17 protein-coding genes are annotated in these 25338 nt (G+C 34.1%); 7 read left to right on the forward strand and 10 right to left on the reverse strand.

Translation table 11 applies throughout. The features are described 5' to 3' along the window. Positions 1–2: 2 nt before the first annotated feature. Genes VP395_RS06470 through pnuC form a run of 3 tightly spaced genes read right to left on the reverse strand, consistent with a single transcriptional unit; the run spans position 3 to position 2712 of the window. The gene (locus VP395_RS06470) at positions 3–1550 is read right to left on the reverse strand and encodes a DUF4301 family protein (RefSeq protein WP_346240934.1); all 1548 of its coding nucleotides are present in this window, start codon (positions 1548–1550) and stop codon (positions 3–5) included. Further along, positions 1550–2119, reverse strand: coding sequence for an AAA family ATPase (locus VP395_RS06475; RefSeq protein ID WP_346240935.1), 570 nt, complete (start codon positions 2117–2119; stop codon positions 1550–1552). The genes VP395_RS06470 and VP395_RS06475 overlap by 1 nt, the downstream gene beginning before the upstream one ends. Next, complete coding sequence (gene pnuC, locus VP395_RS06480) at positions 2080–2712, reverse strand: nicotinamide riboside transporter PnuC (RefSeq protein WP_346240937.1); 633 nt, start codon at positions 2710–2712, stop codon at positions 2080–2082. The genes VP395_RS06475 and pnuC overlap by 40 nt, the downstream gene beginning before the upstream one ends. Positions 2713–3010: 298 nt before the next feature. Here pnuC and VP395_RS06485 point away from each other — a divergent pair, with 298 nt between their 5' ends. From VP395_RS06485 to VP395_RS06500, 4 genes are all read left to right on the forward strand, one after another. Next, positions 3011–5158 (forward strand): rhamnogalacturonan lyase family protein, encoded by a 2148-nt coding sequence (locus VP395_RS06485; RefSeq protein WP_346240938.1) that lies wholly within the window; start codon positions 3011–3013, stop codon positions 5156–5158. Positions 5159–5299: 141 nt separating this feature from the next. Further along, positions 5300–7144, forward strand: coding sequence for a rhamnogalacturonan lyase (locus tag VP395_RS06490; protein ID WP_346240939.1), 1845 nt, complete (start codon positions 5300–5302; stop codon positions 7142–7144). Positions 7145–7168: 24 nt separating this feature from the next. Further along, positions 7169–10009 carry a sugar-binding domain-containing protein gene (locus VP395_RS06495; RefSeq protein ID WP_346240940.1) on the forward strand — a complete coding sequence of 947 codons (2841 nt, stop codon included), beginning with the start codon at positions 7169–7171 and terminating at the stop codon, positions 10007–10009. 22 nt (positions 10010–10031) lie between these two features. Continuing rightward, positions 10032–12827, forward strand: a complete 2796-nt coding sequence (locus VP395_RS06500) for a beta-galactosidase (RefSeq protein WP_346240941.1) — start codon at positions 10032–10034, stop codon at positions 12825–12827. 6 nt (positions 12828–12833) lie between these two features. Here the strand turns inward: VP395_RS06500 and VP395_RS06505 are convergent, their stop codons facing one another. Beyond that, positions 12834–13556 carry a phosphoglycerol geranylgeranyltransferase gene (locus VP395_RS06505; protein WP_346241012.1) on the reverse strand — a complete coding sequence of 241 codons (723 nt, stop codon included), beginning with the start codon at positions 13554–13556 and terminating at the stop codon, positions 12834–12836. A 43-nt stretch (positions 13557–13599) separates the two neighbouring features. Then, complete coding sequence (locus VP395_RS06510) at positions 13600–14226, reverse strand: 4'-phosphopantetheinyl transferase family protein (RefSeq protein ID WP_346240942.1); 627 nt, start codon at positions 14224–14226, stop codon at positions 13600–13602. Positions 14227–14363: 137 nt separating this feature from the next. On the opposite strand from VP395_RS06510, the gene ahcY reads away from it, so the two are divergent. Beyond that, the gene (gene ahcY, locus VP395_RS06515) at positions 14364–15680 is read left to right on the forward strand and encodes an adenosylhomocysteinase (RefSeq protein ID WP_346240943.1); all 1317 of its coding nucleotides are present in this window, start codon (positions 14364–14366) and stop codon (positions 15678–15680) included. Positions 15681–15926: 246 nt separating this feature from the next. On the opposite strand, the gene VP395_RS06520 is transcribed toward ahcY, so the two are convergent. Both VP395_RS06520 and VP395_RS06525 read right to left on the reverse strand, forming a co-directional pair. Then, entirely contained in the window at positions 15927–16418 is a 492-nt protein-coding gene (locus tag VP395_RS06520) for a DUF6646 family protein (protein ID WP_346240944.1), read from the reverse strand. A 62-nt stretch (positions 16419–16480) separates the two neighbouring features. After that, a complete protein-coding gene (locus VP395_RS06525) occupies positions 16481–17341 on the reverse strand; it encodes a cupin-like domain-containing protein (protein WP_346240945.1) in 861 nt (286 codons plus the stop codon). A gap of 271 nt (positions 17342–17612) precedes the next feature. On the opposite strand from VP395_RS06525, the gene VP395_RS06530 reads away from it, so the two are divergent. After that, positions 17613–18719, forward strand: coding sequence for a lipid II:glycine glycyltransferase FemX (locus VP395_RS06530; RefSeq protein WP_346240946.1), 1107 nt, complete (start codon positions 17613–17615; stop codon positions 18717–18719). 54 nt (positions 18720–18773) lie between these two features. Here VP395_RS06530 and VP395_RS06535 read toward each other — a convergent pair whose 3' ends face one another. From VP395_RS06535 to VP395_RS06545, 3 genes are all read right to left on the reverse strand, one after another. Further along, positions 18774–19814 carry an NADP(H)-dependent aldo-keto reductase gene (locus tag VP395_RS06535; protein ID WP_346240947.1) on the reverse strand — a complete coding sequence of 347 codons (1041 nt, stop codon included), beginning with the start codon at positions 19812–19814 and terminating at the stop codon, positions 18774–18776. Positions 19815–20015: 201 nt separating this feature from the next. Beyond that, complete coding sequence (locus tag VP395_RS06540; protein ID WP_346240948.1) at positions 20016–20975, reverse strand: OmpA family protein; 960 nt, start codon at positions 20973–20975, stop codon at positions 20016–20018. A gap of 38 nt (positions 20976–21013) precedes the next feature. After that, positions 21014–21778, reverse strand: a complete 765-nt coding sequence (locus VP395_RS06545) for an exodeoxyribonuclease III (protein WP_346240949.1) — start codon at positions 21776–21778, stop codon at positions 21014–21016. 120 nt (positions 21779–21898) lie between these two features. On the opposite strand from VP395_RS06545, the gene VP395_RS06550 reads away from it, so the two are divergent. Then, a complete protein-coding gene (locus VP395_RS06550; RefSeq protein WP_346240950.1) occupies positions 21899–25321 on the forward strand; it encodes a hypothetical protein in 3423 nt (1140 codons plus the stop codon). Positions 25322–25338 lie beyond the last annotated feature (17 nt).

Here is a 25338-nt window from a genome sequence, read left to right on the forward strand (position 1 = left end):
TATTAAACTTGATGTGCAGGTTTCAATAAATCGTTAACTATTTTTACAGGGTTGAAGGTTAATAGTGGAATTTCAACAAAAATAGAATTCCAATGTGCCATACTGCCGTTCCATAATCCGGGTCGCTCTAATGCTTTGATATCGGTACCGTTTTGCGATTTAATAGTTATAAAAGCAGCGTTTGTGTCAATATATTTTGTTAAATCGAATTTATTTCCTTTATAATCTTTTACTGCACAAACCAAATCGGTTGGGTTGAAATGGGTTGCATTATCCACAATATTTCTTTGCGATTGGTTTTCAATATCAATTTGAGCAAACTCGACAATTTGTAGTGAAATAACGCCATTTTCATCCTTTACCCAAAATGGACCGCCACCAGGTTCTCCTTCATTTTTAACCATACCACAAACTCTAATTGGTCTGTTTAGTTTGTTGTGTAAATAGGCTCTTTTTTCTTTTAAAGTGAAGTTTTGGTAAGCGTCTTCAATTTCTACGTTGATACGATTAATCACAAATAACTCGATATTATTTACCTCATCTTCCGATATTTCGTTATCATCTAAATTATTCAAATATTTAAAAGCTTGTTTTTGTATTTGTAACAAGATTCCAGCCAACATTTTTTTATAGTTTGAAATCTCAATATTTTGTTCTAACACAACAATATTATCGATATTTTTTATAAAAATAAGATCGAAATCGAGTGCATTAAGATTTTCTATTAAAGCGCCGTGACCCGATGGTCGGAACAGTAATTCATTATCTTCTGTTCTATAAAGTTCATCTTTTGATGTGATAGCAATAGTATCTGTAGATTTACTTTGGCATGAAAAAGACACATCAAACTGCGTGTTATTTTCTTTTTCAAGTTTATCTTTTATAAGATTCAATTCATCCTGAAACATGGTTTTGTGCGCATCAGAAATGGTAAAGTGTAAAGAGGTGACATTTCCTGAAGTCACGTACATGGTTGCTTCCAATAAATGCTCTTGAAATGCAGTTGAAACGTGATTTTCGTATTTATGAAACGGCAACAACCCTTTTGGAAAAAAACTATAGTTTAACCGATTGGCATGTAACATGGTTTGAACAAACAAAATATATTGTTCGCCTAATGGCAAACTATCAACATTAGGGTTTGTTTGCTCCATTTTCTTCTTAACTATTTCATAATAAGGAAAGTTTTCTAAGCCTTTTATAAATGTCGAAATGTCTTTGTTTTTTTCTTGTTCTTGATAAGATTCAAAACTTTCTTCGTTTGGTTTAAATTCATTTAAAAACTGAAACAAAAATTTAAACATACGCGTTGCTGCACCCGAAGCTGGCACAAATTTCACCATAGATAATTCGCTGCGTTTGCTTTCAAAAAAATCGATAGAACTCTGTTGTTGCTCATCATTTTTTCTTAAAACACCGTTACCAATTGTTGCAGCATCTACAAGATTTGAATAACTCATTCCAGATTTAATACGTTCTATTTGAGCATTCACTTTTTCAACCGTTAACCCGTGATTTTTTATTTGCTGAATATCTTGTTCTGTAAACATTACTCGCTTTTCTTTAATAATTCATCAATATATTTAACTGCTGTTTCTAGCCGTTCTTTTTTATCGCCTTTTAGTATTACGTATGGTCTTTTATTTAGAATTAACGCATTTTCAAACGCTTTAAACATGGCTTCTCTTTCTTCTGGCTTATCCCTTAAATCGTCAACTTCCCAAGGGGTGTCAATATAAGTCAAAAAATACAAATCGTATGTGTTTTCTAAAGCATATTTTTCAAGAATTGGGTCGCAATAGCCTAAATAATACGCCTCGGAATATACTTTGGTTTCAAGTAAATCGGTATCGCAAATTAGAACAGTATCAGTTTTTTGGGCTAATTTGTTTTCTAATTTAATTTGTCCTTTAGCAATAGGTAATAAATCATCAGGTTCACAGGTTTTACGTTCGTTATTCCATTTATTTTGAAGATACTCACGCGCATATTCTGGCACCCAAACCGAATTGTAATATCTTGCCAATTGTCCTGAAAGAGTGGTTTTTCCGGTAGATTCTGGTCCGAATAACACTACTTTTATGCAGTTTGAAGGTTGTTGTTTATACTTTTCTTCCATAAAAAATAAGCCTGTACAGCCAAAATTGTAAATATAAGGTATTGAAACGACAGCATCCCCAAACCTCTATAGGCATAAAGCGGAATGGTTACGATATCAGCTATAATCCAAAGTGTCCAATTTTCGATTTTCTTTTTAGCCATGTACCACATAGCCGTAAAAAACATACCTGAAGTAAACATATCAACATAATTTGACATCGTTATTTCATCTCCAAAAATCCTATAAACGATATATGTGAATGCTATTGTTAAAAGAAATAAGCCAAAGCCAATTATTTTTTCATTAGTGTTTGTTCTAGAAATTTTAACCACTTTTTGATTGTTTTTGGTTCTAGACCAATTCCACCAACCGTAAATACTCATTATCGAAAAATAAAAATTTATCATCATATCACCATATAGCTTGTCATTTAACAAAAGATAAACTGAAATGATTGTCGCTATTAATCCCGTAGGATACACTAAAATGTTTTCTTTTTTAGCATACCAAACACTTGCAATGCCGGTTACTAAAACAATCGCTTCTAAAATAACTACAAAAGTATCTTTATCTTTATAAGTGTTTAAGAAAAAATCAAAAAACTGATCCATTATTGTATCTATCCGATTTTACTATTTTCATGTTATTACGACCCTAAATATACTGTCTTTTCTCTCAAGATATAAATATACGTTTCTTCCCGAACAACTAATCAATGTTGCTGCAACTATAGCTTTCAAAGTCACACCTATTAAAACCTTTGTTTTCAACATATTACACTATACTAACAGACTATAACAGGATAGTGCAGGATAGCCTCTTTAAATGTAAATTCTAAATTTGTTTATAAGCAATCAACTAAAACAACCAAACTAAACCATTTTTATGACAAAAAAACTACTTAATATTATGAAAACAAAAAGAAGCTTAAAGGCATATTTAAAAAATAGCCTACTTGTTCTAGCTTTTATACTGGCAGTAACGCCTGTTATAGCCCAAAAGCAAATGGAAAACTTAGATCGTGGCGTATTGGCCGTACGTACTGGTTCCAATCAAGTATTGGTAAGTTGGCGTATTTTTGGCACAGAATTTACAAATGCATCTTATAACGTTTACAGAGGCACAACACTATTAAATACAACACCTATAACCGGAGCAAGTAATTACGTAGATAATACATCTACTAATGCCACTTATAGTGTATCTGCCATAATTGATGGCATTGAGCAAGAAGTTTCTCAACCCATAAATGTTTGGAATAAAATATACAAAAAAATACCTATAACTGCTCCTGCTGGAGGAACAACCCCAGACAATGTAAGCTACACCTATGAAGCCAATGATGCTTCTGTTGGCGATTTAGATGGCGATGGCGAATATGAAATAATTTTAAAATGGTACCCTACAAATTCTAAAGACAATGCACAAAGTGGCTATACAGGGAATACTATTTTACAAGCATTAAAAATGGATGGTACCGTTTTTTGGACTATTGATTTAGGAAAAAACATCCGTTCTGGCGCACATTACACACAATTTATGGTGTACGACTTAGATGGTGATGGAAAAGCTGAAATAGCATGTAAAACGGCCGATGGAACCGTTGATGGTGTTGGAACCGTTTTAGGCGATGCCAATGCAGATTACCGAACTTCAAACGGCTATATTTTAACTGGTCCAGAATATCTGAGTCTTTTTAATGGTGAAACAGGAGCTTTTATTACCACACAAAACTACATTCCTGCTAGAGGTTCCGTTTCTAGTTGGGGTGATAATTATGGTAATAGAGTCGACCGGTTTTTAGCATGTGTAGCTTATCTTGATGGCGCTAGACCTAGCTTAGTTTTCTGTAGAGGCTATTACACACGTACGGTATTAGCAGCTTATGATTATAGAGATGGACAATTAACAAATCGTTGGGTATTTGACTCTAATAATAGCGGCAACGGTGCCTATGCAGGACAAGGCAATCACAATCTTTCGGTAGGTGATTTAGATGGCGATGGAAAAGATGAAATTCAATATGGGTCTTGTGCAATAGATGATAATGGCACTGGATTATATACTACTGGCTTTGGGCATGGTGATGCTGCTCATTTAGGTGATTTTGACCCTAATAAAGAAGGTTTAGAATATTTTATGGTGCACGAAGAAGCTAATAGGCCCGAAGTGCCACAAATAGATTTTAGAAACCCTAAAACAGGTCAAGTATTTTGGAGTGTGCCAGGAAGTGGAGATATTGGTAGAGGTGTTACTGCCGACATTGACCCTAACCATCTTGGAGCAGAAAGTTGGGCCTCAAATGGATCGGGAATACATAATGTTAACGGAGATGTGATTTCAACAACATACCCAACAACTGCAGGTAATGGAACTACTTATAATATGCTTGCCTGGTACGATGGCGACTTATTAAGGGAGCTAGTAGACAGAACGGTTATTACCAAATGGAATGCAGCTAAGGGAGGCACAGACAGAATTTTAACAGCTTATAATTATGATAATGTTTCCATTTCAGACAACAATGGGTCAAAATCAAGTCCATGTTTAATTGCAGATATATTAGGTGATTGGAGAGAAGAAATTATTTGGAGAAAATTTGACAATACAGAACTTGTTATTTTTTCAACACCTAACCCCACAACCGAACGTATTTTTACCTTAATGCACGACCCTGTTTATCGCACCAGTATTGCATGGCAAAATGTGGCATACAACCAACCAGCACATACTGGTTTTTATTTAGGCGTTGGCATGCAAACACCTGCTTCTCCTAATATTTATTTAGCTAATGGAGGCACCCTTTCTGTTAAAGATAGTGGTATAAAAAACAGTTCGTCAATAAAAATATATCCAAATCCAACCACTGATGAATTATATATTTCTGGAGTCCATAGTGGCACTATTGAAGTGTATGATACCATGGGTAAATTTTTAGTCAAAAAAAATGCCAATGCTACTAAAAGGTTAGACTTAAGTAATTATCCTAAAGGATTGTATTTAATAAAAATAACACAGGAAACTGAAGTTAATGTATTTAAAGCTATTTTAAAATAATTTTTTAACTAAACCACAAACGTCATTATTTTGAATGAAAAACAGTTAGTAGTTAAATTTCCAAATATTAAAACCTCAAAAAGAGATTGTTTTTCCTATTTGAAAATAATCCTTTTTGGCTTGGTCTTTACATTAGCATTTATGCCTGTATCAGCCCAAAAACAAATGGAAGATTTAGATAGAAGTGTATTGGCTGTTAGGAAAAACAGTAACGAGGTTTTAGTAAGTTGGCGAATTTTTGCTTCTGAGTTTGAAAATGCTTCATACAATGTATATCGAGGTAAAATCTTATTGAATAAAACACCAATCACAGGTGCTAGTAACTATACAGATTCCATAGTCTCAAACGAAACATATAGTGTATCGGCAATTATAAATGGAAAAGAACAAAAACCGTCAAAACCAACAGACGTTTGGAATAATATCTATAAAACAATTCCTGTTTCAGCTCCTGAAGGCGGAACAACTCCTGATGGCAGAGATTTTATTTATGAAGCCAATGATGCTTCTGTTGGCGATTTAGATGGTGATGGCGAATATGAATTGATTTTGAAATGGATGCCTTCAAATTCACACGATAATTCACATAGAGGTTATACAGGTAACACCATCCTGCAAGGGATAAAATTGGATGGCACTGTGCTATGGACTATAGATTTAGGTAGAAACATTCGTTCGGGGGCACACTATACACAGTTCTTAGTTTATGATTTAGATGGTGATGGGAAAGCAGAAATAGCATGCAAAACTGCCGATGGCACTGTTGATGGAGCAGGAACTATTTTAGGTGATGTTACAGCAGACTACAGAGCTCCGAATGGTTATATTTTATCAGGCCCCGAATATTTGAGTCTTTTTAATGGTAAAACTGGCGCTTTTATAGATACACAAAATTACATTCCAGCCAGAGGAAATGTGTCTGATTGGGGTGATAGTTATGGAAATAGAGTGGATCGATTTTTAGCTTGTGTGGCTTATCTTGATGGCAAACACCCTAGTTTAGTATTTGCCAGAGGTTATTACACACGTGCCGTACTGGCTGCTTTTGATTATAGAAATGGAAAATTAACAAATCGATGGATATTTGACACAAACGATGGAGGTGGCAAAGAAGCGGTTTATGGACAAGGTAACCATAGTATAACTGTAGGTGATGTAGATGGTGATGGAAAAGACGAAATTCAATACGGTTCTGCGGCCATAGATGATGATGGCACTGTTTTATACTCCACAGGTTTTGGTCATGGAGATGCTAGCCATTTAGGTGATTTTGATCCTAATAGAGAAGGTTTGGAATATTTTATGGTACATGAAGTGGCTAATGGAACTACTATTCCAGCTATAGATTTTAGAGATCCAAAAACAGGTAATGTTATTTGGAGTGTTACTGGAAGTGGAGATATAGGCAGAGGTGTTACAGCCGATGTAGACCCTAACCATATTGGCACTGAAAGTTGGGCATCTAACGGCTCTGGAGTACATAACGTTAAAGGCGAAGTTATCTCTACAACATACCCTTCAACGGGTACAAGAGGCGCCAGTTTTAATATGTTTGGATGGTGGGATGGCGATTTACTACGAGAAATAGTAGATAAAACAGTGATTGCAAAATGGAATCCCGAAACTAAAAGTTCTGATATTCTTCTAAAAGCTTATGATTACGATGGCATGAGCTTAAAAAGTAATAATGGCACAAAATCAAACCCCTGTTTAATTGCCGATATTTTGGGAGATTGGAGAGAAGAAATTATCTGGCGAAATTCAGAAAACACCGAATTGGTAATATTTTCAACGCCACATAGTACCTCAGAGCGCATATTTACCTTAATGCACGATCCTTTATACCGCACCAGTATCGCTTGGCAAAATGTAGCATATAACCAACCCGCTCATACTGGTTTTTATTTAGGACATGGTATGAAAAAACCTAAAACTCCCAATATTTATTTAGCAAAAAAGACAACAAGCTTTAAGCCAAAAAAGTAGTGTCATTACAAATAGCATTAGAGTATGTCAATAAAATTCTGGTTTGCCTTATTTTCAATGGTTGTGCTCTTTCAATGTGCCAATCAACCTGAAAAAATAAATCTTAAAGGAAATTGGGCCTATAAATTAGACCCAACCAATATAGGCGTAAAAGAAAATTGGCAAGCTCTTAAGTTTGAAGATAGTATTCAATTACCATCTTCTTTAAGAGACCAAGGTATTGGCAACAACCCTACATTAATTACAGAATGGACGGGAAGTATTTACGATAGTACATGGTATTTCAATCCTGCCATGGAAAAATACAGAAAAAAAGATAGTTTAAAATTTCCGTTTTGGTTAACCCCAAACAAACATTATGTGGGGGCTGCATGGTATCAAAAAGAAATTATTATACCTGAAAACTGGACAAATAAAACCATCTCTTTAGAACTGGAAAGACCTCATTGGCAAACTCAAGTTTGGATAGATACTATGTATGCTGGGACACAAAACAGTCTATCCGTTCCGCACAGTTTTACAATTCAGAAGAATATAAAACCAGGAAAACATACTTTAACCATTCGTGTAGACAATGCTATTAGAGATTTAGATGTTGGCATAAATTCGCATAGTATTTCAGACCATACACAAGGCAACTGGAATGGTATTATTGGTGAAATAATGTTATTTCAAAAAAAAGAATATAATATTAATCAAGTTAAAATAACGCCAAATATTTCGGCTAAAAATATTGAAATCAAAATAATTCTGAATAAAAAAGCAACGCAAAAGCTAGAAGTTGACATTAAAATAAATGGACTAAACCATGAGCACCATTTAAACCCTTTATCGTTTAAATTCAATAATGACTCTAGCGAATTAGTTGCAGAAATTCCAATGGGTGACAATTTTAAAACATGGAATGAATTTACACCAAACATATACCAAATAGAAACTGTTTTAAAAACCAATGAAGATATTCTAGACGCTAAAAAAGAAGTTTTTGGAATGCGGGAATTCACCATTGAAGACAAACATTTTAAAATAAACAACATCCCCATTTCTTTAAGAGGAACTACAGAATGCAGTGTTTTTCCATTAACTGGATATCCCCCAACAGACGAAGCTTCTTGGGAGCGCATTTATAAAATATGTAAATCTTTTGGATTAAACCACGTTCGTTTTCATTCATATTGTCCACCGGAAGCCGCTTTTATTGCAGCTGACAAAGCTGGCATTTATTTACAGATTGAAGGCCCTAGTTGGGCAAAATATTCTGTGAGTTTGGGTAATGGAAAACCAATTGATGCGTATTTAATGGACGAAACCAAAAGGATTATTGACACCTACGGAAATCACCCATCGTTTTGTATGATGGCTTATGGGAATGAACCTTCAGGAAATTATGTGCCATATTTAGAGAATTGGGTCGCTCGTTTTAAAGCATACGATTCGCAACGTGTTTTTACAGGCGCATCAACAGGAAGAAGCTGGTCTATTATTGAAAATAGCGATTTTATTGTACGATCGCCTCCTAGAGGATTGGAATGGAACGACAAACAACCAGAAAGCGTATTTGATTACCGAGATAAAACCGAAAACCAAGATAAACCCTATGTAACTTTCGAAATGGGACAATGGTGTGCCTATCCCAATTTTGATGAAATTAAAAAATACACAGGTGTCCTAAAAGCCAAAAATTTTGAGTTGTTTCAGGAAGATTTAAAGGATCACCATATGGTAGATCAAGCTCATGATTTTTTAATGGCTTCAGGAAAATCACAAGCATCCTGCTACAAACAAGAAATTGAAGCAACTTTACGAACCCCAAATTTGGCTGGATTTCAACTATTAAGCTTAAATGATTTTTCTGGTCAAGGCACAGCATTGGTTGGTGTTCTAGATGCTTTTTGGGATGAGAAAGGCTATATTTCGGCATCTGAATTTAAATCATTTTGTAACGATGTTGTGCCATTAGCTCGGTTACCAAAATATACATTTTACAATGATGAAACTTTAATTTCTAGTATAGAAGTTGCTAATTTTATTGGAAAAGCTTTAGAAAACACATATCCTAAATGGGAGCTGTTTGATGAAAACAATACCATTGTTAAATCAGGTGATTTCGAAAATAAAATCATTCCGTTAGGCAAAGGAAATAAGTTAGGAAACATTCAAGTCCCACTCAGTTTTGTAACTAAAGCTTCAAAATGTACGTTAAAAATTCATGTAGGTAGTTACACAAACCAATGGGATATTTGGGTATACCCAAAAACTACTGGAGAGATTAAAACTAATAAAATTTATGTTACCAAAATTTTAGATATTAAAGCAAGTCAAGTATTAAAACAAGGTGGCAATGTTTTATTGTTAGCTGCAGGCACTGTTGAAAATGGTAAAGATGTTGTACAATATCAAACGCCCGTTTTTTGGAATACCTCTTGGTTTAAAATGCGACCTCCACACACTACAGGTATTCTAATAAAAGATAAACATCCTGTTTTTAATGATTTCCCAACGGATTATTATGCTGATTTACAATGGTGGGATATTGCCAACAAACAACAGATTATGAATTTGGAAAATTTTCCACCACATTTTAGACCCATCATTCAGCCTGTAGACACGTGGTTTTTAAACCGCCGATTAGGAATGCTTTTTGAAGCAAACGTAAATAGTGGAAAATTAATGGTTTGCAGTATTAATATTAACAAAAATGATGGTAATAGCCCTGTAGCCAATCAGCTTTATAGAAGTATTATAACATATATGCAGTCTGATAAATTTATGCCAAAAGAAAAAATTTCATTGGATATTATCTCTGAATTATTTGAAAAGAAAGAGCGAACAGTATGGAATTCTTACGTAAAAGAAAATCCATGATATCAATTTAAAAATCAAACTAATGGCATTATATTTTAGATTAATTATAACTGCTTTACTTCTCACATCAACATCTTCGTATTGTCAAAAAATAAAGATTGATGCCCGTATTAATGTTCCAAAACCCATTGAAGGCACTTTAAAAATGGGGCATTCGGGGTCAAAAGGAAAAGAAATTACTATTAATAATAAATTTTTATCGTTAGCAGGCAAACCGATTTTACCAGTTATGGGCGAAATCCATTTTTCACGTTGCAACCCAGATAAATGGGAAGATTTAATTTTGAAAATGAAAGCCAATGGCATTACAATTATTTCTACTTATGTCTTTTGGATTCACCATGAAGAGGAACAAGGTGTTTTCGACTGGAGCGGCAATAAAAACTTAAGAAGGTTTATAGAACTTTGCAAAAAACATGATGTATGGGCGTATCCACGTATTGGACCTTGGTGCCATGGAGAAGTTAGAAATGGTGGCTTACCCGATTGGATTGTAAACCAAAACGATTTTAAAATACGAACCAATGACATCAAATATTTAGAATATGTTGATAAATTATATCGTGAAATTGCAGAGCAGTTAAACGGTCTATATTATAAAAACAACGGTCCTGTTATTGGCATTCAGCTAGAAAATGAATATTGGCGAGGGAAAAGTGGAGAACAGCACATCATGGAACTAAAAAACACAGCCCTTAAATATGGCATTGATGTCCCTATGTATACCATTACAGGGTGGCGAAACGCATCGACTCCAGAAAACGAGGTTATTCCGCTTTGGGGCGGTTATCCTGCAGCACCTTGGAATACCGATATCAAGAAAATTACAACTAACGAAAGTTATCTTTTCAATAAACCCATAAACGACCAAAGTATTGGACATAAAGAATTGTCAGACAAATACCAACCCGACTATGTGTTGTACCCCTATTTTACCTGCGAATTAGGTATTGGAAACCAAATATCAGAACATCGACGCCCGATTTTAGACCCTATAGACGGTGTTACCATTGCCACCTCAAGCGTAGCTTCGGGCAGTAATTTACCAGGCTATTATGTGTTTGCAGGCGGTTTAAATCCTGTTGGAAAATACACAACACTTGAAGAAGATCGATATGAATCTGGTTATTGGAATGAATATCCCAACATTTCATACGATTTTCAAGCTGCCTTACGCGAAACAGGTGAAATTTCAGAAGCCTATCAAAAGTTAAAACCCCTGCATTATTTCTTAGCAGAATTTGGTGAAGATTTAGCTCCAATGGCACCTATTATTCCTGAAAACAATACCAATACAGACCTATTACAATATGCTTTTAGGGTAAAAAACGATAGTGGGTTTTTATTTGCTTCAAATTATTATCGAGGATATACAAAATCAACCAAAAAAGAGGTGCAGTTCAATATTCAGTTAAATAATGAAACTATAAAAATTCCTTCTATCCCCATAAATATTGAAGACAAAACAGTTTTTATATGGCCTGTAAATATGGCTATAGGACAAAATATTCTCAAATATGCAACGGTTCAACCTATATGCAATGTAAAATCCGAAAACACCAAAGACTGGTATTTTAAGGAAACTAATGCTATTGATGCTGAATTTCTCTTTGCTTCAAAAAAAATTAAAAGCATACATGTTAATGGTAAAAACATAAGTAAAAGTGGTGATGAGTTTCTATTGAAAAACATCGAATTAGGACTAAAAAATCCAATAATAATTAAAAACACGGACGCTACTATTCAACGTATTTTTGTGCTTTCAGAAAACCAAGTTGATAATTTTTGGCACTTCAAAAGCAAAAATCAAACACATGCGTTTTTATCTAGTGCCAATTTAATTATGGATGAGAACAACCAGTTACATGCTTTTTCAATTCATAAAACGGATACTGTTGTTTCGTTAAATAATAGCCAATTAAATACAACAAAAAAAACGAAAGAGAAAACTATAAACGGCTTTAAACATTATAGCCTTCAAAATATTGAAAAAAAAATGGTTTATACTGTTGAAAAAGCGGATTTAATTAATGAAGCCAAGTGGTTGCAAATTTCAGCAGACAACTATCAAGAAAAAAATGAACTGTACCACAAACAGTTTTTTAAGACTTTTAATCTTGAAAATACAGCCGATATAAAAAAGGCCGTTTTTCATTTTCTAACTGATGAAACCTGTATTATTAGAATTAATGGAAAGTGGTTGAATCAAAACATAATAGCTGAAAAAACAAACACTTTAGATTTTACGGGTTATGTTCAAAAGGGTAAAAACACAATAATACTGGATTTCCCTTATTTAAGAAACAAAAAAGCCTGTATTGGAATTTTAGAAGTTGAATTTTACAACGCCGATAAAGTTTATATCCCAACCGATATAAGTTGGGAAACGGTAGAGCAATATAAAATTCCAGCTCCTTGGGATGTTGTTGGCAATACAACCGAGCCTATTATTTTGCCACAAAAACCAAAACAGTATGAGAAGGTACTTTTTTCGCCAAATAGATATGCACTTAAGTTTGATAAAAATCAGATTAAAGTATCTAAAAATGTTTATTTACGCATAGATTATTCTGGAGATAAGTTACAATGCTATTCTGGCAAAAACTTAGTTGCCGACAATTTTAATAATGACACCACTTGGTCTATAAACCTTACCGACATAAAATTGGAAAAAGAAGTACCTTTAATTTTTGAAATTGAACCTTTTAAAAAAGACTTTAAAATTTATTTTGATAAGCAACCCAATTTAGATAAAACTGCCATTAACTCCATTAAAATAGAACCAGAATATTTACAAGTGTTTGAAATAAAAAAATAAGTTGTTTTACTTCAATGTTTCAAAAAAACTCTCATTATTTTCAAAAGCAGTACCAATAACTACTAAATCGGCACCTGCATTATAGGCATCAAATAATTGCTGCTGGCTTTTAATACCACCACCAACAATTAATGGAATTTGTAATTCCTGTTTAACCGCATTAATAATAGCTGTAGTTACGGGATGTTTTGCACCACTTCCAGCTTCTAAATATATCCATTTCATTCCCAGCAACTCACCTGCTTTGGCGGTATCAATTATATTTTGAATAGCAGCTCTATTCATTGGCTGTGTATGTGTAACCCGTTGCACAGCGGTTTTTTTTCCGTTTTCAACAAGGATGTAACCTGTTGATATAATCTCTAATTTTGTCTTTCTAAGAATGGAAATCGACTCAACATGTTTCCCAATTAAATAATCAGGATTTCTACCTGAAATTAAACTTAAAAATAACAAACCGTCGGCATGATTTGTAATTTGAGTAACATCTCCCGGAAATAGTATGACCGGAAGCTTGGTTTGCTTTTTTATTTTGGCTACTAAAATATTGGTAACGCCCGTTTCAACAGTGCTACCTCCAACAAAAATATGGGTTATTATAGAAGCGTTAACTCTTGCTATAAAATTCTTGGTGTTTTTAATAGAAAACTTATCAGGATCTATTAAAACAGCTAAAAGCCTTTCTTTAGCAGAAATAGATTTTAATATGTTTTGGTATATGTTTTTAATTTCTGCCACGAATACACAAATATTTTTTTTTAAAATTGTTAATCTATTTTATGGCATATGCACATGTAAAACCTTCAAACTCTAAAAATTGAACTTGATAACGGTATTTTTTATCTTCATAATCTATCCAAGCGATGGTTTCATGTTCATTATCAGAAATAGGAATTACTAAACAATGTTGTTTAAAGCTTAACCCTGGAGTTGCAAATAATTTATATAGTGATTCTTTTACACACCAAATAACGGTAAGTTTATTAACATAATCTATTGTGTTTTCGTTAAGATAGCTAAACTCGTAATCGATAAATTTATGAGCAATCACTCCAATTTTATCGCGTTGTTTTTCTATGTCAATTCCAGTAATAGCATCGCTAATTATTACTGCCGAAAAATTAAAGGAATGGGTAATGGAAATGTATTTGCCATCTTTTAAATACGGCTTTCCGTTTTCATCATAAGATAAATCGACATCTTCATAGCCATATGCTTTTAATAAACAGCGTACACTTAAAAACCCACGCTGGTGCATTTCACTTTTCATACCCAGAACACGCTCTAAACTTTTTGGTTTTAAGTTTACTGATTGCATTAAATCATCAAAAGATTCTGAAATCTTCCAGATTTTAACAACAGTTTGTGAATCAGGAGTAATAGTTTTATAAAGAGGCATTTAATTTTCTAAAAGTTATTAGTTATCTTTGCACTGCCTAAGGCAGAAAAAACATTTTTGTTGAGCAATTTAACTATTTTAAATACGATTCCAAAAATGTTTTCCTTTTATAAAACAAAGAAAAACAAAAAGTTGATATGAGTACAAAAACAATTCCTTACGTAGCCAATAAAGTAAAAGATATTTCACTTGCCGCTTGGGGACGAAAAGAAATAGAATTAGCCGAGGCCGAAATGCCAGGACTTATGAGTTTGCGTGAAGAATACGGAAATTCGCAACCACTTAAAGGAGCGCGTATTGCAGGATGTTTACACATGACCATCCAAACAGCGGTGTTAATTGAAACCTTACAGGCTTTAGGCGCCGAGGTTACTTGGAGTTCTTGTAACATTTTCTCAACACAAGATCAAGCTGCTGCTGCTATTGCTGCTGTAGGAACATCAGTGTATGCTTGGAAAGACATGACCGAAGAAGAATTTGATTGGTGTATTGAGCAAACGCTTTTCTTTGGAGAAGACCGTAAACCACTTAACATGATTCTTGATGATGGTGGTGATTTAACCAATATGGTTTTAGACCGTTACCCAGAATTAGTTGCCGATATTAAAGGCTTAAGTGAAGAAACCACTACAGGTGTTCACAGACTATACGAGCGTGTTAAAAAAGGGACACTCCCAATGCCTGCTATTAATGTAAACGATTCGGTTACAAAATCGAAATTCGATAACAAATATGGTTGTAAAGAATCTGCCGTAGATGCTATTCGTCGTGCTACCGATATCATGCTTGCTGGAAAACGCGTAGTTGTTTGTGGGTATGGTGATGTTGGCAAAGGTACTGCCGCCTCTTTTAAAGGTGCAGGAAGTATTGTAACAGTTACCGAAATCGACCCAATTTGCGCATTACAAGCTGCTATGGACGGTTTTGAAGTTAAAAAACTAGAAACCATTGCTCCAAATGCAGACATAATTATCACAACAACAGGGAATAAAGATATTGTACGTGGCGAACATTTTGAAGCTGTAAAAGACAAAACTATCATCTGTAACATTGGGCATTTTGATAATGAAATTGATATGGCTTGGTTAAAGAAAAACCACGGTCACACAAAAAACACTATCAAACCACAAGTAGATAAATACACCGTAAACGGTAAAGATATCATCATACTTGCAGAAGGACGTTTGGTAAACTTAGGTTGCGCTACTGGTCACCCAAGTTTTGTAATGAGTAATTCGTTTACAAACCAAACGTTAGCTCAAATTGAGCTTTGGACTAATAGCGAAGCTTATGGAAACGATGTGTACATGTTACCTAAACATCTTGATGAAAAAGTAGCAAAATTACACTTGGCAAAAATTGGCGTTGAACTTACCGAGTTAAAACCAGACCAAGCAGATTATATTGGTGTAGCTGTAGAAGGGCCATTTAAGCCAGAATATTACAGATATTAAGAATTTCTGCGAAAGCAGGAATCTCAAATTCCAAAAACAAAATCCCAAGCATCTCTGTTTGGGATTTTTTTGTCCATTAAATCCCCTTCAATTTATAAATAAAAAATTCTCAATATTGAGTATTAAAACGAAACCAAATGTTACTTAATTCAATCTTAAAAGTCAATTACTTTTATTAAAATAACTATAAAAAAAAAAAGCGAAAAACTAAATTTTTCACTTTTTTAAATATTTGTAAAAGTGCTTTTATAAATTAAAAGAAGCTCCTAAGTTAAGAGTAAATTGGTTGTGTAATTTTTCACCAGCATCTAAAATATCGGTATTGTATTTTGCTAAAGGCACATTAAACTCTGTATAAACACCAAAACCGTTGGTAAAAAAGTAACGCATCCCTAAATGCCCACCAAAGTTTTTAAGGCTAAGGTTTAAACCTGGGTAGATGTCAAAATTATCGTCTATATTAACTACGTTTCCTAAGTTAGCATTAAAACGTCCCTTAACATCAAAACGGTCGCCAAAACTAGCAGAAATGTTATCATTAAGACTCAAAGAGTATGATGACGACACACCAACCGATATATTTTCGCCTAACCCATAATCATAACTTATGTTAACACCGGTTGCATTGTTTTGTAAATTGGTTCCTAACTGAAGTTTGTTATCGTTAGTGCCAATAAAAGCTTGTGAATTACTAAGAGTTACGGTAAAAATGGCTACTAAAAAGATTATTTTTCGCATGATATAAGTTTAAATTTTAAGTGAAACAAATATATTATAAGTTATTGTAAAAACCGCTTTATTTATAAGTTCTTATGGGTTTTGGCAATAGCCCGTTGGTTTTTCCAATCAATCCATTTTTGCCCCTTTATACGGCGCATGGCGTTATCAAAATTCCGCATGATAACAATGTTGTAAACCGCTTTACTAAAATTTATAGGGTTATGGGCAATGGCACGTAAACTCATAGAAAACCCAGGCGTTATGTATCGCATATAGTGCCAATAGCCTTCTGGCATATACAATACTTCACCATGAGCTAGTGTGGTTTGGTAACCTTTTGCTTCTTTTAGCAAGGGCCATTTTTCAAAATCAGGGTTGGAAAAATCGATGTCTTCTCTAGTAATTAGTGCATGTGGTACTTTGTACAAATATTTGTTCTGGTTTTGGTCGAACAAAACAACTTGTTTTATACCTTCAAAATGAAAATGGAAAATATTAGCTAAATCTATGTCGTAATGCATAAAGGTGTATGAATCGCGTCCGCCAAAAAACAGCATTGGGATACCTTTCATGAGGCGCAAACCAAAATCGGGAAACGAAAAATCGTTTTGCAATAGTGGTATTTCCTTAATGGCATTCCATAAAAAAATACGGTATTTAGTAGGTTCGCTTTTTAACAAATCTATATAATCGGCTAATTTCATTTTGGTATGTGGTTCGTTAAAACCATCTTTATAATCAACCGGTCTATCGTCGTATAACGGAACAATAATCTCGCCCCCAACAGTTTTCATGTAATCTAAATTCCACTTGCTGAAAGCAGGCCAATGGTCTATAAAACGCTCAATAACCACAGGCTTTTGTGGTTTAAAATAGTGTTTTAAAAATTCCTCTTTCGTAATAGTCTTTACACGAGGAATATCTTGTAAGTTCAACGACAAGGCTTATTTAATTTAGTGTGCCAAAGTTAAGAAAACGTAACGAAACAAGAAATAGTATTTTGGGCGTTATTAAACCCTTATATTAAGTTAATGGCAATTGCTAAAAACACTGTGCTACTATCCATGGTTTAATATTTTAAAATATAAACTCACGAATTAAACATTTCTCAGTATAATTTTTTACATTTTAAGACCACTCTTATAAAGATGAAATCAAATTACAAATGATTTTAAATTAAGTATATGATTTCTTAATTTTGCTGCCAAAAAAATGATTTGTGAGTTAGAGCAAAAAGATATTGAAGAATTTAAAACAACAAACATATTACCTCAAACACCTTTTTGGGGTCGAGTAAAAAGTAACCAAGGATTTATAGCACAAGGATTTGAATTAACTATTTCTAAAAATTTATTAATCAGCAATGCTAGTTCTTTAGAAAAAGTAGTTGAAGATTTATTAATTCTAATTAAGTACATAAATAATGACACTTGTATTGCTTACGTTCCATACGGACCGAAATTAGAACCAACATTTGAAAACCAAGGTTTATTTTTAGAACAGCTATCCGAATCCATAAAGTCACACTTACCTCCCAATTGCATCTTTATCCGCTACGATTTAATTTGGGAAAATCAATGGGCGAGTGAAAAAGAATATTTCGACAATTCAGGAAATTGGATTGGTCCGCCACCTCACCAAACGCAAGAATTTAGAGTAAATTTTGGTACCACCAATTGGAATTTAAAAAAAAGCGTGCAAGACAACCTTCCCAAAAATACTTTTTTCCTTGATTTAAGTTTAGAAGAACAAGACTTGCTTTATAACATGAGATATAATACAAGATACAATGTAAGAAAAGCGAATAAAAAAGGTATTAGAGTTCGTGAATACGGCATTGAACATATAGATTCTTGGTACAAATTATATCTTGACACAGCTATTCGACATGGCATGCCTTTACAAAATCAAGAGTTTTTTTCTACCATTTTAAAAAACCAAGATAATAACAAAAATGGCGTTACAGTTAAGATGCTTATGGCGGATATAGATGACAAGTTCCTATCTTCCATGTTTTTAGTTTTATCAAAAAAAAGAGGCACGTATTTATATGGCGCATCTAAATCTTCTAAAAACAACTCCATGGCAAGTTATGCGCTGCAATGGGAATCTATACGCATGGCAAAAGCATGGGGTTGTACAGAATATGATATGTTCGGGTCCGCACCAAATTTAAATAGAGCCCATCCACTACATGGCATACATATTTACAAAAAAGGATTTGGTGGAAACCTTTATCATAGAATGGGATGCTGGGATTACCCATACAATAAAAAACTGTACGATTTTTATAAGTTACAAGAAGTACAAAAAAACTAAAGGTTAATACAAAAAGTTTAGTATGTCTAAACTTTTTGTATTATAAGCATGAAATCAAGTCGCTGGATTAGGAATTACGTTATGCACTTCATTAATTAGCTTTAAAATATCATCATTCAACTTAACATTTACAGAATCGATATTTTCTTTAAGTTGCTCTAAACTGGTAGCACCAATAATATTGCTGGTCACAAAAGGTTGTTGAGTTACAAAAGCTAAACTCATTTGCGCTAAGGTCATGCCATTATCTTCGGCTATTTTCAGGTAACATTTGGTGGCTTCTGTACTTTGTTCACTACTATAGCGTGCAAATCTTGGAAACAATTTAAGTCTAGCATTATCCGCTGCTGTTCCTTTTATGTATTTACCAGAAAGCACTCCAAATGCCATAGGTGAATAAGCTAACAGCCCTAAATTTTCCCGCATGGAAATTTCAGCCATATCGCCTTCAAAACCTCTGTTTATTAATGAGTATGCGTTTTGAACGGTTTTCATTCGAGGTAAACTATGGTTTTTAGATTCTTCTAAATAACGCATCGCTCCCCAAGCTTTTTCGTTAGACATTCCAACATGCCTGATTTTACCTGCTTTAATTTGCTCATTTAGTGCTTGAAGTACTTCATTAAAATTATCGGTCCAACTATCGTTTGGGTTGTGCTTATAGTCGCGTGTGCTAAACGTATTAGTTTCACGCTCCGGCCAATGTATTTGATATAAATCGATATAATCGGTTTGCAGGCGTTTCAACTCATTATCTATAGCTTCTTGTATAGAATTAGCGTTTAATCCAGTTGTTCTAATGTGTGCTGTATAATCGCTTGGGCGGCCTACAATTTTACTTGCCAAAACAACTTTATCTCGGTTGCCTGTTTTTGCTAACCATGTACCAATAATTTTACTGGTTTTTCCTTGTGTTTCTGTACTTGCAGGCACAGGGTACATTTCGGCAGTGTCTATAAAATTAACGCCATTTTCTAATGCGTAATCTAGTTGTTTATGTCCTTCGGATTCAGTATTTTGGTTACCCCAGGTCATGGTGCCAAGGCAAATTTTACTAACTTTTATATCGGTTTTTGGTATGGTGGTATATTTCATTTTTGATTACTGGACTGTTTTGTCCCTTCGATTTTTATATAAGGTGTTAAAGATAAAAAACCTTTCAGTTACAAATGAACTGAAAGGTTTAAAACTATGTTAAGGTTTTTATTGCGTTAGGGGTTGAAACGACATCCTTTTTTGCAAGTAAAAGCAAAAAAGGTATAGTGAAAAACCCAACCCTTGGGTAACGCTCAACTTTTAATTATCGTTTAACAATTTCGAAAGCTCGTCTAACTTAGGTGTTAAAATAACTTCGATGCGTCTGTTTTTTGCTTTTCCTTCCGGTGTGTCGTTGGTGGCGATAGGTGCAAACTCACCACGACCTGCAGCGGTTAAATTTTCGGCATTTATAGAGACGTTTTCGCGTAAAATGTTAACGATGGCGGTGGCGCGTTTGGTTGACAAATCCCAGTTACCCACTATTTGCCCACCACCTTGATATGGTACGTTATCGGTATGACCTTCAATTAAAATAGCGATGTCTGGGTTGTTTGCTAAAACGGAACCTAATTGTTGTACGGCTCTGCGTCCTTCAACACCAACTGCCCAACTTCCCGAACTGAATAACAATTTGTTTTCCATAGACACATATACTTTGCCGTCGCGTTGTACTACGGTTAAACCTTTGCCTTCAAAATCGGTTAAGGCTCTAGAAATAGCATCTTTTAAAGCAGTCATTGCAGCATCTTTATCTGAAATTACTTTTTCCAATTCTGCTACACGGTTTGAGCGATCTTGTAGTTGTTTTTTTAGGTTTTCCAAACGTTGGTTTTCGTCTGCCAAAGCTTGTTCCTTTGCTTCCAATTGCGCTAATAATTCTCTGTTCTTTTCTGAATTTGCGGCTATAGAGGCTGAACTGTTTTTTTCTAAAGCATCGTAAGAAGATTTTAGCGCATCTAGATTTGCTTTGGTAGCGTCGTAATCACTTTGTAATTTATTACGCTGTGCAAGAACTTCTGAATAATCTGACCGAAGTTGTTTCAACTCATTTTCAGCCTTTGTTTTATCGAAAAGCAAATCTTCATTTTCATCGGAAAGCTTTCTGTTTGCTTGTTTTAAATTTGCGTATTTGGCTTCTAAATCTTTGTAAATTTTGGGTGATACACACGAAGATATAAAAACTAGTGTTAAGGCAACTAAGAAAATTTTTCTAATCATTTTAATTTCTTTATGGGTTTGGTTATAATAAATTGGGTTTAATTATCAATTTCTAATAATATAGGACAATGGTCGCTATGCACCGCATCCGATAGTATAACGGCTCTTTTTATCTTTTCTTGTATGGCATTTGAAACCATGGCATAATCTAATCGCCAACCTTTGTTATTGGCACGTGAATTGGCGCGGTAACTCCACCATGTATAATTGTTTGGTTCTTTATTTAAATGACGGAAAGAATCGGTAAATCCATTATTTATAAATGCGCCTATCCATTTGCGTTCGGCTGGTAAAAACCCTGAAGTATTACTCAAACCTTTTGGATTGTGAATGTCAATTTCTTCGTGGCATATGTTATAATCGCCACAAATAATTAAATTCGGAATGTCAGTTTTTAATTTGTTGATATAGTCTTGAAACATATCCATGTACTCAAATTTGTGGTCTAACCTCGCGTCGTTGGTTCCCGAAGGCAAATACAAACTCATTACCGAAACACCATCAAAATCAGCCCTAAGATTTCTACCTTCAAAATCCATGGAAGCAATTCCTGTGCCATATTCTATATGGTTTGGTTTTATTTTACTTAAAATGGCAACACCACTATAACCTTTCTTTTGGGCACTGAACCAATAGTTGTATTTGTAACCAGCTTCAACAAAAACATCTAAATCCAGTTGTTCTTTTAAGGCTTTAATTTCTTGTAAACAAATAACATCGGGGTTGGCACTTTTTAACCAATCTATAAAACCTTTATTTAATGCTGCGCGAATACCGTTTACGTTGTATGAGATAATTTTCATGAAATAAATAAGAATTTCAGCTAAAATAAATAATGCGTTACTTTTACACTATTATTTTATAGCACTTTTAACGAAATCTATTAACAAAATATTTTAAACGATTTGAAGTTTAAATATCTAATGAAGTTTATAACCTGCCTTTTTATTTTTTTTATTTGGTTTTGTGGTGTTTCGCAGAATCCGGTTTCAAACTATAGAACTAAAAAAGTTGCTGTAAGCGGTTCTATTGTTATTGATAGTGTAAGTATTAATTCAAACTACTTTTCAATAAAAACGAAAAATAATACGGTTATTGATACTTCGTTCTATTTGGTTGATTTTGGAAAAGCCATTTTAAAGTTTTTAAAACCTGTTGAAACCGACTCCATCATCATCAATTATTTGAAATACCCAGAATTTTTAACGAAAACCTACCAGCAATTAGACGATTCTATTATAGTTGAAAACACCGAAAATCTTCAAAAACTATATCAACTTTCACAACCTAACGATTCTAAAAATTACATTCCTTTTGATGGTTTAACAACATCGGGGAGTATTTCTCGTGGTGTTACTGTTGGGAATAATCAAAATTCGGTTTTAAATAGCGAATTGGATTTACAGATTTCAGGAAAACTGAGTGAAAAGGTATCGCTTCGAGCTTCCATTCAAGACGCCAATATTCCGTTACAGGAAAGTGGTTATAGCCAACGACTGGATGAATTCGACCAAGTTTTTATAGAGTTATATAGTGATAAATGGAATATTCGAGCGGGCGATATCGACTTGCAAAATACCTATTCTTATTTCGCTAATTTTTCAAAACGGGTTCAAGGACTGTCTATAAACACAAAATTAGGCGATGAAGATGCTCAAACCAATGTGTTTTCTGCCGGTGCTTTGGTACGTGGACAATTTACCAGAAGCACGTTTAAAGCCCAAGAGGGCAATCAAGGCGCTTATAAATTGCAAGGACAAAATGGTGAATTGTATGTACTTATCGTTTCAGGAAGTGAAATCGTATATGTGAATGGTATTGTAGCCCAACGTGGTGAAGACAAAGATTATATCATCGATTATAATGCTGGTGAAATTATTTTCAATTCCACTTTTCCCATTACGTCCGAAATGCGAATTACGGTCGATTACCAATACAGTGAACGCAACTATTCGCGGTTGGTGGCTTATGGAGGAGGCCAATTTGAAAGTCAAAAATTGAATATTGGCGTTTCGGTATATTCTGAAAATGATGCTAAAAATCAACCGTTGCAACAAAATTTATCGGAAGCGCAGGTTCAAATACTTTCAGGCGCTGGCGATGATAAAACACAAATGGTAGCACCATCAGATGTTTTAGAATCGTATAGCGATAATAGAATTCAGTATAAAAAAGAATTGATTGACGGCGTTGAAGCTTTTGTGTTTTCCAACAATCCAGATGATACGTTGTATCGTGTTACGTTTTCGCAAGTGGGCGTCAACCAAGGCGACTACGTTTTACAAAGCACCAATGCTATTAATAATATTTACGAATATGCTGGCAATTTACAAGGAAACTATGCACCCATCGTTCAATTAATTGCACCAACTAAACTTCAAATAGCAGTAATAAACGGAAACTATACCCCAACTGAAAAAACCGATATAGGTTTTGAAATAGCCGCCAGTAAAAACGACTTAAACCTATTTTCAAGTTTAGACGACAGTAACAATAATGGATTTGCGGGGAAACTTAAAATATCTCAAAATATTATAAAAAATGATAGTTTATGGAATTTAAAAGTGTTTGCCGATGGAGATTTTATAAATGAAAATTTTAAAACCATTGAACGTTTATATAATGCCGAATTTAATAGGGATTGGAATTTAGGTGATCCATCAACAACCAATTCAACTATAAATTTTGGAAATCAAACCTTATTGACTTCTGGATTACATTTGACTCACGTTGAAAAAGGATTTGCCTCCTATCGATTTGAACATTTGGGATATGCTGAAAATTTTAATGGAAACCGACATGTTTTCAATACCCACTTGATGCTTAATAAATTTAGAATTGCATCGTATTCCAGTTTTTTAAATGCTACTTCAAACACAAATACCTCTACGTTTTTAAGATCTTCAAATACTGTTGTGTATAGCATGAATAAAAGTTGGTTAGGCACAAAATTAGCTATTGAAGATAATCAACAAAAAACTATTTCAACCCAAGAATTAACCGATTTAAGTCAGAAATTCAAATCCTATGAAATATTTTTTGGAGTTGGAGACAGCACGAAAATTTTCACTGAAATTGGTTATAAAAATCGTATAAACGATAGCATTAGAAACAACCAATTACAAAAAGTAAATACCTCAAACACCTTTTATTTAGACACACGCCTTATTCAAAATATCAATACCAATTTAGCACTTTTCGCAAATTACAGAACGTTAAAGAATGAAGAAAATGGTTTTGATGACGAACAATCCATCAATTCCAGATTACAATTCAATCAAAAACTATTCAAACAAATAGTGCAATGGAACACGCTTTTTGAAACCAATTCGGGCAGCTTGCCACAACAAGATTTTACTTATGTAGAAGTGGAGCCTGGACAGGGCACTTACACGTGGATAGATTACAATGAAAACGGCATACAAGAATTGGAAGAATTTGAAATAGCCCAATTTCAAGACCAAGGGAAATACATTCGGGTGCTTTTGCCCAATCAGGTTTATATAAAAACACATCAAAATAGATTGAGCCAAACGTTAACTATCAATCCGTCGCAATGGTCGGTAAGCGAAAATAAAACTCAAAAATTCTGGTCGCATTTTTACAATCAAACCAGTTATTTGGTTGATAGAAAACTAAAACGTGACGGTGGTAGTTTTAATTTGAATCCCTTTGAAAGTAGTGAAGAAAACCAATTAGGACTTCAACTTAATTTTCGAAATGTACTGTTTTTTAATCGAGGAAAGCAGCATTACACCACATCGTACACATTTCTTTCAAATAGAAGTCGGAATATATTATCCATTGGATTTATTGAAAACGGACTGCGTAGCCATCAATTTAATTTCAACCATAAATTTGCCGAAAGTTGGTTGCTAACGCTACAATCTGATTTTGAAAACAATGAAAGTTTAAGTCAAAATTTTATTAGCAAAAATTACAATTTTGATGAAACGCGCTTCAACCCTAAACTATCTTATTTGTTTAATGACAATTCACGTTTCGATATCTTCTACCAACATGCCAGTAAAGCGAATACTATTGGGAGTTTAGAAACGCTAAAACAGCAAAAATACGGCACGTCGTTTACGTTTGCAGGCAGTCCAAAAAACTCTATTATAGGTGAGTTTAACTATTTCTCCAATAAATTTGAAGGCAGTGCCAATACGCCTGTTTCCTACCAAATGTTGGAAGGCTTACAACCTGGAAAAAACTTTACTTGGAGTTTGTTGGCACAGAAAAAACTAACCGATTTTTTAGACTTAAACCTAAGCTATTTTGGTAGAAAAACTGAAACCAGCAGAACCATACACACTGGAACGGTTCAATTGAAGGCTTATTTTTAAAATTAGATATATCTAAG

Origin of the sequence: Mariniflexile soesokkakense (genome assembly GCF_039650365.1) — a bacterium.
GTDB classification, from domain to species: Bacteria; Bacteroidota; Bacteroidia; order Flavobacteriales; family Flavobacteriaceae; genus Mariniflexile; species Mariniflexile soesokkakense.